At 49.1% G+C, this 12,560-nt stretch carries 8 protein-coding genes; 3 read left to right on the top strand and 5 right to left on the bottom strand.

Features of this window, described 5'->3' with window-relative positions:
• Positions 1 to 208: 208 nt before the first annotated feature.
• The 3 genes from NQ518_RS09865 to ychF all read right to left on the bottom strand — a co-directional run bounded on the left by NQ518_RS09865 (position 209) and on the right by ychF (position 4,719).
• Positions 209 to 2,596, bottom strand: a complete 2,388-nt coding sequence (locus NQ518_RS09865; RefSeq protein WP_227206077.1) for a DUF4982 domain-containing protein — start codon at positions 2,594 to 2,596, stop codon at positions 209 to 211.
• 103 nt (positions 2,597 to 2,699) lie between these two features.
• Complete coding sequence (gene lgt, locus NQ518_RS09860; RefSeq protein ID WP_227962071.1) at positions 2,700 to 3,548, bottom strand: prolipoprotein diacylglyceryl transferase; 849 nt, start codon at positions 3,546 to 3,548, stop codon at positions 2,700 to 2,702.
• Between the two features lie 67 nt (positions 3,549 to 3,615).
• Positions 3,616 to 4,719 carry a redox-regulated ATPase YchF gene (gene ychF, locus NQ518_RS09855; protein WP_023057184.1) on the bottom strand — a complete coding sequence of 368 codons (1,104 nt, stop codon included), beginning with the start codon at positions 4,717 to 4,719 and terminating at the stop codon, positions 3,616 to 3,618.
• A 226-nt stretch (positions 4,720 to 4,945) separates the two neighbouring features.
• Here ychF and NQ518_RS09850 point away from each other — a divergent pair, with 226 nt between their 5' ends.
• Positions 4,946 to 5,872, top strand: coding sequence for a hypothetical protein (locus NQ518_RS09850; protein WP_227962073.1), 927 nt, complete (start codon positions 4,946 to 4,948; stop codon positions 5,870 to 5,872).
• Complete coding sequence (locus NQ518_RS09845; RefSeq protein ID WP_227962074.1) at positions 5,847 to 8,123, top strand: hypothetical protein; 2,277 nt, start codon at positions 5,847 to 5,849, stop codon at positions 8,121 to 8,123. Before NQ518_RS09850 ends, NQ518_RS09845 begins: the two co-directional genes overlap by 26 nt.
• 294 nt (positions 8,124 to 8,417) lie before the next feature.
• Here the strand turns inward: NQ518_RS09845 and NQ518_RS09840 are convergent, their stop codons facing one another.
• The gene (locus NQ518_RS09840) at positions 8,418 to 9,938 is read right to left on the bottom strand and encodes a DUF285 domain-containing protein (RefSeq protein WP_227962076.1); all 1,521 of its coding nucleotides are present in this window, start codon (positions 9,936 to 9,938) and stop codon (positions 8,418 to 8,420) included.
• Between the two features lie 406 nt (positions 9,939 to 10,344).
• Between NQ518_RS09840 and NQ518_RS09835 the strand changes: the two genes are divergently transcribed.
• Entirely contained in the window at positions 10,345 to 11,313 is a 969-nt protein-coding gene (locus NQ518_RS09835; protein ID WP_227206087.1) for a cation diffusion facilitator family transporter, read from the top strand.
• 317 nt (positions 11,314 to 11,630) lie between these two features.
• Here the strand turns inward: NQ518_RS09835 and nadC are convergent, their stop codons facing one another.
• Positions 11,631 to 12,503: a carboxylating nicotinate-nucleotide diphosphorylase gene (gene nadC / locus NQ518_RS09830; RefSeq protein ID WP_227206089.1), complete on the bottom strand. Its 873-nt coding sequence runs from the start codon at positions 12,501 to 12,503 to the stop codon at positions 11,631 to 11,633.
• Positions 12,504 to 12,560: the final 57 nt, after the last annotated feature.

Below are 12,560 nucleotides of genomic sequence, written 5' to 3'. Positions count from 1 at the left end.
GGCTATAATGGAACCATATTCGAAGGATTAAAGACTGAAGGCTGCGAGAATGATTAGCGTTCAATATTACCAAAAGATATGGCCCTTGTTTTTATGTAGTAAGGTTAAGCATAATGACGCAGTGCGTCCAAAACGCACTGCGTCATCTTAAATATAGGGGAAATATGTTGAAGTGTGGTGAACCACTTTAACAATCTCTCTCTTCCATTTACAGCGTGTGTCGTGCGCCGTATCCTAATTTAGGGGCTTTGACGGTTAAATGCACTTGTCCTTTCAGTCCGTTGCTTTGCACTGTTACCACCAATTTGCCGTGGAAAAGGTGCATATTGGGGAGGTGGAACGGCTCTAATGACGTGGCGTCGCCATTGCAGACAGCCTTGAAACGGGCAGCGCCAGACACTTCGAAGAGCAACAGGTCGTTGGCATCGGGACAGAGGTTGCCGTCTTTGTCTACCATACTAATAGTGTAATACAGCAAGTCCTTGCCGTCGTTTGCGAGCTGTTGCTTATCTACTTCAATCTTGAGTGCATGAGGCGCACCAGCGGTGTGAACGGTTTGTTGAGCCACTTCCTTGCCCTTCTCGTCGTATGCCACCACCTTCAGTTCGCCCGGCTCATACACCACGTTGTTCCAGCGCAAGCGGTAGCGGTCTAATTTGGATGCCTTGTTCTTCTTGATGCGTCCTTGACTCTTGCCATTAACAAAGAGTTCAGCCTCGGGATAACTCGTATAACAGTACACGGGTGTTACCTTTCCCTCACGTCCATGCCATGTCCAATGTGGCAAAAGGTGTAGGGTGGGAGAGGAAGTGTTCCACACCGAGCGATATAGGTAATAGCGATCTTTGGGCAAGCCTGCCAAGTCGACTGGCGCAAAGTAGCTGCTTCGTGAGGGCCAATAACTGTAATAAGGAGTGGGTTCACCGATGTAATCGATGCCTGTCCACACGAATTGACCGATAGAGTAGGGCAGGTCGTCTTGTTTGGCAAAGTCTTCATCGGGGTAACTGCCCCAGCTCACCTTCTCCACGTCGTACGATGAGCATTGTCCGTCATCGTAAGTCGCCATGTTTTTCTCTTCTACAGGGAATTTATATACCCCCCTTGAACTCACTGCTGACGATGTTTCAGAACCCAACAAGAACCCTTGTGGCAGCTTGTCAATGAGTTTTTCGTAAAGGAACACACGATAATTAAAGCCCGGCACGTCTGTGGCAGCATAGAAACCGCAATCGACGCTGCCCTCTGGATTGTCCACACCGCAAGTGACGGTGCGTGTAGAATCGAGGCTATGGCAAAACTTTACCATGGCTTTGGCGCGCTCCGTACCCTGCTGGTTGGCTTGTTCGGGTATCTCGTTGCCAATGCTCCACATCACGATAGATGGGTGATTGCGATGCCCTAAAATCAGATTTGTAAGGTCTTTGCGCCACCATTCATCGTAAAACCGGTTGTAACCATTCTTTACCTTTGGTTCTTTCCATGCGTCAAAACTCTCTGCCATGACCATCATCCCCATGGAGTCGCACACCTGCATCTGCATTTGCGAAGGCATGTTGTGCGCAGTACGGATGGCATCTACACCCATATCTTTCATGATGCGTATCTGCCGAATCATGGCAGCCTTGTTGGCAGCCGCACCAAGAGGTCCTAAATCGTGGTGCAGACATACGCCCTTGAACTTTCGTGTGATGCCATTGAGCTGAAAACCGTGTTCTTTCGTAATGGCTATGGTGCGGATTCCCACCTGTTGTGAGGTGGCATCCAAAGTTTTGCTGCCTCGTTTCACGCAGATTTGTAACGTGTAGAGATAGGGATGTTCGGGACTCCAAAGTTGTGGATTCTTGATGTTGAACGTCGTTGCCACATCACCTTTCGCATCGTTTTCCACCGTATTCTGTGCCACTGTCCTACCGTCTTTGTCTTTTAGGATAATGTGCGTCTTGAGCTTGTCGTTCTCTCTGAGTCCCTTTGCTTGTGCATTCACGGCAATTTCCGCTCCTTGTTGCGAAACGGAGAGGGTGCGGAAATACGTTTGCCAAGGGTCTATATAGGTTTTGTTGGTCGTAATCAGCGTCACTGGGCGATATAGTCCAGCTCCCGGATACCACCTGCTGCTCTCCTCCAAGTTGTTCAGTTTGACCAGTATCTTATTGTCCCCCCGTTTTAAGTAGGGCGTGATATCAATGCGAAAAGCGTTGTATCCATACGCCCACCGACCCGCTTCAGTGCCATTGACATAGACAACAGGTTCGCTCATGGCACCATCGAAATAAAGTTCGGTGCGTGCATCGAGGTTGTTTACGTTGATGGTGGTGCGATATTCGCCACGTCCCAACCAAGGCAGTCCACCCGAACGTCCAGTATGCCATATTGGGGTGCGCTGTCCGTCTTGCGTGATACCCAAGAATTGGCGATCCCACTGCTTGTCAAATGGTCCCTTGATTGCCCAGTCGTGTGGCACTGTTACTGGTTGCCACGCATCGCCATTGCGAGAGAATTGCCATGAGGAAAGTTCTTTTTCCACTCTTTTTTGTGCCATACAAGCACCACTCAAGGCTAAGAAAGCCAATAAAGTAAAGGTTTTGTTAGTCATGAATAAAAGGTATGTTGATTGTTATTTTGTTCATCAGCATCCACCTTCCTTCTTTCAAAGTAGGGTGGATGCCGCAGTAAGTCTTAGCGTAGGGGAGAAAATATCATTTCGCTCCCAACTTTTTCATCCATTTTCCACCCCTCATGCAAGCAATGCCAAGGATGATGAAAGGAATGCTCAGCAGTTGTCCCATGTTGAAAATCATGCCCGACTCGAAGTCAACTTGTATATCCTTGGTGTATTCTATGAAGAAGCGGAACGTGAAAATGAGGGTCAGGCACAAGCCGAAATAGAAGCCAGTACCCACCTTTTTGGAGGTTCGCTTGTAGAAATGCAGCATGACGAAGAAGAAGAAAAAGTAGGCAATCGCTTCGTACAACTGTCCTGGGTGGCGTGGCGTCATGTCTACCCGCTCAAAGATAAAAGCCCAAGGCACATTGGTTGGTGTGCCGATAATCTCGCTGTTCATGAGGTTGCCCAAGCGGATAAAGCACGCAGTGATAGGAGTGGCGATAGCAATGTCGTCGAGTACATGCCACAAGTTCATGCCTGTTTTGCGATTGTATAGATAGAGTGCCACCATGAGTCCTATCGTACCACCGTGCGAAGCCAATCCCTCGTACCCCGTAAACTTCCATGAACCGTCCGCCATCTGGTGAATAGGCAGGAACATTTCGACGACATGCGTCCACGAAGACAAAAAGTATTCGGGCTGATAGAACAAGCAGTGTCCCAATCGGGCACCGATTAAAATGCCCAAAAAACAATATATAAACAGCGGATCGAAATACGCATCCTTCACCTTTTGGTCCTTATAGAGCCATTTCACGATGAAGTATGCCAAGGCAAGTCCTATCAACCAGCAGGTTGAATACCAACGAATGGCAAAATTGCCGATGCGGAATATCTCTAAATCAGGATTCCACAAAATGTAAAGTAGATGGTCTATCATATTGTTTTGTTATTGGGCTTATTGGGCTAATTCGCCTAATCAGGCTTATTAGCCCAATTGTCGATTGTTAAACATTAAATCTAAAGTGCATGATGTCACCGTCTTGCACCACATATTCCTTGCCCTCAATACCTAATTTTCCAGCTTCACGGACGGCACTCTCGCTGCCATATTTGATGTAATCATCGTATTTGATGACCTCTGCTCGGATAAAACCTTTCTCGAAATCGGTATGGATGACGCCAGCACATTGTGGTGCTTTCCAACCTTTGTGGTATGTCCACGCCTTTACTTCCATTTCGCCAGCCGTGATGAAGGTTTGCAGATTGAGCAGCGAATAAGCCTTTTTGATGAGGCGGTTCACGCCACTTTCGGTCAATCCCAACTCTTCTAAAAACATTTGCTTGTCCTCGTAGGTCTCCAAAGACGCAATATCTTCTTCTGTCTTGGCGGCAATCACCATGGCTTCGGCGCCCTCTTCTTGGGCAATTTTCTCTATTTGGGCACTATAAGCGTTGCCCTCTTTGGCACTTGCCTCGTCCACATTGCACACATACAGTACGGGCTTGGTGGTCAGCAGAAACAAGTTGTGCGCTGCCTCCTCTTCCTCTTTGGTGTCGAACGAAACCGTCCGTGCGTTCTTTCCTTGCTCCAGCACCTCTTTGTAGGCTTCTAATACGGTAACAAGCGTCTTGGCTTCCTTGTTGCCCGAAGCAGCTATTTTTTGCTGTTTGGATAGTTGTGCCTCAATGGTTTCCAAGTCTTTGAGTTGCAATTCGGTGTCAATCACCTCTTTGTCGCTGACGGGATTCACCGCCATACCGCCTTCTCGTACCACGTTGTCATCGTCGAAACAGCGGATAACGTGTATCAGCGCATCACATTCGCGTATGTTTCCCAAGAATTTGTTGCCCAAGCCTTCGCCTTTGGACGCCCCCTTTACCAATCCTGCAATATCTACTATCTCGCATGTGGCAGGCACAATGCGCCCCGGATGCACAATCTCTGCCAGTTTGGTGAGCCGTTCATCGGGTACTGTTATCACGCCCACGTTGGGCTCAATCGTACAAAAAGGAAAATTTGCTGCCTGTGCCTTGGCACTCGACAAGCAGTTGAATAGGGTAGACTTGCCCACGTTTGGCAACCCTACAATACCACATTTTAATGACATGTCGTTATGATAAACGTTTATATTATAATGTGCAAATTTACGAAAAAGATTGGGAAACGAGCGAGGAAAAGTGTATAAAAGTGCTGGCCGAAAAGGAATCCATCATGCCGCGACTCGTGTGTTCTGGCTCGAATATGGTGTTTTTTTGCCTTCCTTGCCAATATTTGTTCTCATTGTTTTTGTTGTTAGTCAATATTTTTATAATTTTATTCAAAAATTCCGGAGAATGACTAAACTTTGGATATCACTCTTTTGTACTTTGCTCCTTGCAGCTTGTGGTGGCAGGCAACCAAACGAAGTTGCCACCCGCAGCATATATTACTGGCGCACCACTTTCCGACTTGATTCTTCCGAGCGTGCCTTCCTTCGCATGCACCATGTGAAAAAACTCTACGTCAGATATTTCGACGTGACACCAGACGACGAGATGCACCCCATGCCCAATGCCACAATCACCTTTGCCGACACCCTGCCGCAAGGTGTCGAGATTGTGCCCGTAGTGTTTATCGTCAATCGTTTCCAAGCGGGAAGCATTGATGACATAGCCGACCAAGTGTTTCGCCGTATTCTACAGATGAACGAAACGCACGACATCAAGGGCATCAGGGAAATCCAAATAGACTGCGACTGGACCATGAGCACGCAGAAACGCTATTTCAGTATGCTCCGACGTATGCGCGATCTCTGCCACGAGCATAAGTTGACACTGTCGGCTACCATCCGTCTGCATCAGTTGTCGCTCGAAGTTCCGCCTGTGGACAAGGGCACCTTGATGATGTACAACACCGGTGATTTTACCCAACTCTCTGTCCATAAGCCCATTCTCGACATGAAAGACGTGAGACCTTATCTGCACAGTTTGTCCCGATACAAATTGCCTCTCAATGTCGCTTACCCGCTATTCACGTGGCGTGTGCTGTTCCGCGATGGCAAATATGTGGGTATTATGCATGGTGATGACGATTTTCCCGTGTTGCAGGGCGACAGCGTAGCCACGCGCCAGCCTGAACTTGATGACATCATGGCTGCCCGGCGGGCTGTTGACAGTCTGCGTCCGGATGCCAACAGTGAGGTGATACTCTATCATCTCAACAATAAGAATATCAACCGTTTTACTCCCAACGACTATGAAAATATCTATCAGCAGCATTAATTTTCGGACAGGATTAGTTACCCTGATCCTGGCCCTGATGCCCTGTCTCGGTGCAATGGCATGCGCATTTGAGGGGCCTACCCACAACTATTACCTTTTCAGCGTGTTTCATCGCAGCTTGATGGGAGATCGTTTCGCAACCGAGACCGACGTGTTTTGGAACAAATACGTTGACAACGATCCCCGTTTTTCTTCCTATCGATGGAGCAGGGAGGTGGTGATGGATGTGGCCAAGCGCAGGGGAGACACCGAGATGATGGGCTACCTGAGGCTGCTCAATTCCTACATCGATGCCTCTGTCTTTTACGACGCTTGGGAATATCCGTCGAAGGAGAAAATTGCCCAGAGCCAGGTCACCATGCGAGAACTTCAGGCTGAGGCCCGAAAATACAAGGGAAGAAGGTTTCGGGCGCAGTATATGCTGATGGTAATGCGCACGCATTTCGCCCTGAAACAATATCGCGAGGCCATGAACTGTTGGACGCGGCAGGGACAAAAACTGCCACAAAGCGTCTACCGAGACCTGATGCAAAACCTCTATGCGGGTTGTCTCCTGCGCCTTGGGCAACGTCGTGAGGCAGTGGAAATCTATGCTGCGCAGGAAGACTTTGCAAGTTTGCAATACAGCGTGCGCAACTATCGCAACCTTGCCGGTATCAGCAAGGTGTTTGCCGAAAATCCCAATTCGCCCACGTTGCTCTATCTTGTGCAGGACTTTGTGAACAACTTACAGGAAACGCAGGATGTCTACGCCAACGAATGGCTCTCGAAAGAAGTTTATCCGGAGGATTCCGACAAGGTGAACTGGATTAAGGAGATAGGTGCGCAGCCCATTTATAAGCCCGAAGCTCGGCAGTTTATCGATTTTGCCCGTAAGGTGCTGGCCGGTGGAAAGAGCCGTACGCCCTGCCTCTGGATGTCGGCCATAGGTTGTCTGGAGCACCAAATGGGCGACTATCAACAGGCTAAAATCGACCTCGCCAAAGCGCTTACCCTCAACGGAACGCCCCGCATGAAGGACAATGCGCGCGCCATCTACGCGGCCAACTCTGTGTTTGTGGAGCCGATGAAAAGGAAGTATCGCCAATGGATGGCGGCCGAATTGCAGTGGCTCGATGCTAAGTCGAAGCAGGATATAACCGACAGTGTGCTGACCGACGACCACTATCGCGACGTGAAAGAACGCATCGTGTACAACGGATTGGTGCCCCGCTATTTCAAATCGGGCGACCGCACGATGGCCATGGCAATGCTCTGCATGATGAATAACGAGTCCAATCACATTTGGGGTATGCCCAACTGGCGACATCCTGACTTCAAGGCCGCCTACAAGCCATGGAACTCAGACTATTTGGGCGAGTATTTCGAGGCTCTCGACAGCGTTAATGTGGAGCAGCTCAAGCATTATGCGCATTTTCTCAGCAAGAAGCCCAAGGATGCTTTGCAACGCTATGTGTGGGGTAAATGCTATCGCGATGCCGATTATTACAACGACCTTATCGGCACCAAACTCATGGTACGAGGGAGGTTTTCCGAGGCTATTCCCTATCTTGAAAAGGTGAGTATGGCCTTTCTCAATACCCAGAACATCGTGCCTTATGTCCGTCATCGCAGCTATGAGACGGAGCGGTGGCTGACCAAACAGAAAGCGGAGGACGAGTTTGAGGGTTACATGCCCCTGCTTACCACAAACCGGAAAGTAGAGTTTTGCCGTCGTATTCTTGCTGTGCAGCATCTCTATCGCAACATGCGGCCATCGGAGCAGCGTCTCGAAAAGGCCTACGAACTGGCCTCGCTCTATTATCAGGCCAGTTATTTGGGCGACTGCTGGTGGCTCACGCAGTATGGTCTCAGCTCTGCGCAAGACAGCACTAAGACCAGCAACATGGACTTCGTGGGCCATGCCATCAACCTGTTGGAAGAGAGTGCGCGCTCGTCAGACTTCTCGTTGAAGCAGAAAAGCCTTTACGCCCTAGCTTTTATCCCGCAGGATTCGTGGTATGAGAAAGGGTGGGACGGCACCATCGGGGTATATCACGACCTTAGCAACCCTTCCGTGCGTCCTGCTTCGCGACAATACCGAGCCATGATGCGACTCGCGGAATTTGCACACGACAATGCCGAGCGCATCGCCCCATACATCTCCCGTTGTGAGGAACTCAAAGCTTTCGAGAGAACCAGACTGATGACACCCTTCGCATTTCTCCCCTACGATGGTTGTTTCTTAGAAGAATTTACTTACCCCTACTGAATTAAGGATAATCGGTGTCACCCGTAGGGGCGAGATTTATCACGCTCCGAAACATATTTGGAAAATGGTGTGATGCTCCTGAAATTTATCTCCAGTCGTTGTTTGAACCATTCGAAGCACTCCACTCCGTCTCTCCTATAGGAGGGTGGAGTGGAGTGTTTTGTTAGGTTGGGATAAAACTTCTATTTCTGAATATATTTCTTTCCGTTTTTAATGACAATGCCTTTATAGCTCTCGTTCACACGACTGCCACTGAGGTCGTATATTTTCCCTCGACTTCCTGGTTGTAAGTCTTCAATGGTCAATACCTGTGGTTTTGCTTGTGAAGTAACCCGTGGTGGGGTTAGCCATCTCAATGCCGATTTTGTTTGCGTTGAACGAAGTGTAGGTACCTTTCAGCTTCGTACAGTTTTCAAACATAGATTTATCATTAACAGGACGACCAACATTCCAGTTACTGTTGCAGAAAATAGTGGTCAGGGACTCGCAGTCATAGAACATCCATCTCATGTCGGTGACGTTTTCTGCTTTGAATTTGCTCAGGTCGAGCGATGTCAATGCCTTGCAACCAATGAACATCCATCTCATGTCGGTGACGTTTTCTGTTTTGAATTTGCTTACATCGAGCGATGTCAATGCCTCGCAGCCAGAGAACATCCACGCCATGTTGGTGACGTTTTCGGTGTTGAATTTACTCACATCGAGCGATGTCAATGCCTTGCAGCCAGAGAACATGCTGCCCATGCTGGTGACGTTTTCGGTGTTAAAGTTGCTTAGGTCGAGTGATGTCAATGCCTCGCAGTGAGAGAACATCCACGCCATGTTGGTGACGTTTTCGGTGTTGAATTTACTCACATCGAGCGATGTCAATGCCTTGCAGCCAGAGAATATACTGCCCATGCTGGTGACGTTTTGGGTGTTAAAGTTGCTTAGGTCGAGCGATATCAATGCCTCGCATCTAGAGAACATGCTGCCCATGTCAGTGACGTTTTGGGTATTGAATTTGCTCACATCGAGCGATGTCAATGCCTCGCAGCCTTCGAACATGCCGCTCATGCTGGTTACGTTTTGGGTATTGAATTTGCTCACATCAAGCGATGTCAATGCCTCGCAACCAGAGAACATCAACGCCATGTTGGTGACATTTTGGGTTTTGAAGTTGCTCACATTGAGTGATGTCAATGCCTTGCAGAAAGAGAACATGAAGCCCATGTTGGTGACATTTTGGGTTTTGAAGTTGCTCACATCAAGCGATGCCAATTCCTCGCAACCAGAGAACATCAACGCCATGTTGGTGACATTTTGGGTTTTGAATTTGCTCACATCGAGCGATGTCAATGCCTTGCAGAAAGAGAACATGAAGCTCATGTTGGTGACGTTTTTGGTATTGAAGTTGCTCACATCGAGCGATGCCAATGCCTCGCAGCCAGTGAACATGCGGCTCATGTCAGTGACGTTTTCGGTATTAAGGTTCCGTATGCCCTCGATGTCCTGCAAATTGATGCAATATGCGAACCAAGAGCGGGTGCTGATGGGACGGTACTCGGAAAAGGAAATGTCGAACACAACATGCTTGATATTTTCCTGGTATAGGCGTGCATAATTATCACCTGCCCAAATGGGTTTCTCCCCGGGTTTGGGCATATCGTAGATGCGTTCGTGATTCTGAAGGAAGTGGGTGTACTGATTGTCATAATAGAAAGTGAGCGTCCCGTCGTCAGGTGTTAATACGGCATAAGCCTCTTGTGCTGCCACAGGCAGGCTACCCGTGACCGCCAAAAGAGCAACGAGGAGTGAAAGTAGATAATTTCTCATGATGATGGTTTTGAATGAATAAGAAGGTCTTGTTTCCCAAAGGGAGGGGCTTGGGCAAACTCGTGACCGTGAATAACTATCAATTGCGGATTGCAGTACACATTCATCTTTTCGTGAACAGATGATGTTCCTGCATCGAAAATCTCACCTCAGCCATACCAGTTGCGTGTCGCAGAAGGTGAATACGAATACAAAATTAAATATAAAAACCAGAAAAACAACGGGTTACCCTAAAAAAAAATAAACGATCAATCGTTTAAAGTGAGTTTCAAGTGAGTGAGCCTCCACCTACATCAGAACATAAGATTGAGCATCATGTTATTTTGCAGATATTCTAAAGGTGTACACAGCGTGTAGTTAAAAATCACTATATTTGCCGGAGCAACCCTTTATTTTTAAAACATTGATGGAAAAATCCGATTCCGACCGTCAGCGAGAACAGTCCATTTACCGTGTCACCATTGCCGGCAGCATCATCAATGCTGTGTTGCTGGCGCTCAAGTTCACGGCTGGAATCTTGGGCGGATCGGCTGCCATGATAGCTGATGCCGTGCACTCGCTGTCTGACTTCATGACCGACATCGTGGTGTTGCTGTTCGTTAAGCTCGGCAACAAGCCGCAAGACGAGGACCACGACTATGGGCATGGCAAATACGAGACGCTGGCCACCGCCCTCATCGGCATAGCCTTGATGGGCGTGGGGGCGATGATTTGCTACAACGGCTTAACCAAAACGTGGGCTGTCATCAACGGTGAGCAACTGAAGTCGCCGGGAATGATAGCCTTCATTGCGGCCATCGTGAGTATCGCGCTGAAGGAGTGGGCCTATCGGTTTACCGAAAAGATAGGGCGCGAGGTAGGCTCCCAGGCCGTGCGGGCCAATGCCTGGCACCATCGGTCGGATGCCCTGTCGTCCATCGGAACGGCCTTCGGTATTGGTGGCGCCATTCTCTTGGGTGCGCAGTGGGCGGTACTAGACCCGCTCGCGGCCATCATCGTGAGCTTCTTCATCTTGAAAGCGGCCTACGGACTAATTGTTCAGGCCACCAATGAACTGTTGGAGAGTAGTTTGCCCGAAGACGTTGAGGCGCAAATGGTGGCACTGGCGGCCGAGGAGGAGGGTGTGGCGGACATCCACAACCTGCGCACGCGCCGGCTTGGTAACAAGATAGCCATTGAGATGCACGTGCGAATGCCGGGCGAGATGTCGCTCTATGAGGCGCATGAGAAGGCCACCCGCATCGAAAAACGGTTGCGCGAGCAATTTGGTGAGCATACCCACATCGCTTTGCATCTGGAGCCTTTAAAGGTGAATGGCTGTTATGTGAGTCCGAAAGAAATGAACCAACACAGCCGCACGTCAACACTGTCTTGAATGCGGGTGTAATGAATTATGAGTCAAAATATTAAGAAAAGCCTTTCAAAGGCAATGCCATTGAGTGGAAAAGTCATTGACTTTGAAAGGCAAAAGCCATGTGGATTGGATGTCAAAGTGATTGAGATCGAAAATCAAAGGGTGCGGTCGTTGATTTTACCGGCTGCGCCCTTTGGTTTCTGCAATTGAGGTGTTTGGTTTCAACAGCTGGGATATTTGATTTCATCAGCTGCGAAACCAATCGGCTTCCACCAGTGTTTTTAGATACAAATCATCAGCTCAAAATCTGCTGAGGCTGGCGCTTCAAGTCAGTTTTGTTAGATTTTGAGCTTGTCACTTCCAGCGGCTTTCAGGCTCATGTCCAGTCCCTTCACGCTGTGAGTGAGTGCGCCAAAGGAGATGAAGTCAACCCCCGCTTTGGCGTATGGAATCATGGTGTCGAACGTGATGCCGCCACTCGATTCGGTTTCGCAGCGTCCGTTGACCTTTTCTACGGCCTGGCGGGTCTGCTCGGGCGTGAAGTTGTCGAACATGATGCGGTCGCATCCCTCGGCTAATGCCTCGTCCAACTCTTGGAAATTGCGCACCTCACACTCTATCTTCAGGTCCTTTCCATGCTCTTTGCAGTACTTCTTGGCACGCGAGATGGCGTTGCGAACGCCCCCACAAAAGTCAATATGGTTGTCTTTGAGCAGAATCATGTCGAACAGTCCGATACGATGATTCATGCCCCCGCCTATCTTCACCGCCTCTTTCTCGAGCATGCGCATGCCCGGTGTGGTTTTTCTTGTATCCAGCACGCGTGTCTTTGTGCCAGCCTCAATCAAGGCTTGCTGGTAGCGGTGCGTCATGGTGGCGATGCCGCTCATGCGTTGCAGGATGTTCAACACCAATCGCTCGGTCTGCAAGAGGCTCCGCTCGCGCCCTTTAACCGTCAGCACGATGTCGCCAGGGTGGACGTGCGAGCCATCCGGAATGTGTATCTCGACCTCCAAGTTGGGATCAAAACGATGGAACACCTCTTGGGCTATGTCTGCGCCAGCCAATATTCCTTCCTCTTTGATGAGTAGCTTACATTCGCCCATGGCATCGGCGGGGATGCAGCACAGCGTGGTGTGATCGCCGTCACCAATGTCTTCACTGAAGGCGAGGTCAAACAATTTGTCGTTCAATTCTTGTACGGAGAGCATGATTTCTTGATTTTGTGATGATGAAAAATGATGAGTTGACTGGCATATAGTCGTGTG

The sequence above is a fragment of the Hoylesella buccalis ATCC 35310 genome (assembly GCF_025151385.1).
GTDB lineage: Bacteria > Bacteroidota > Bacteroidia > Bacteroidales > Bacteroidaceae > Prevotella > Prevotella buccalis.
The sequence above is the reverse complement of the archived record's forward strand: the minus strand, read 5'-3'. Positions and strand labels throughout refer to the sequence as shown.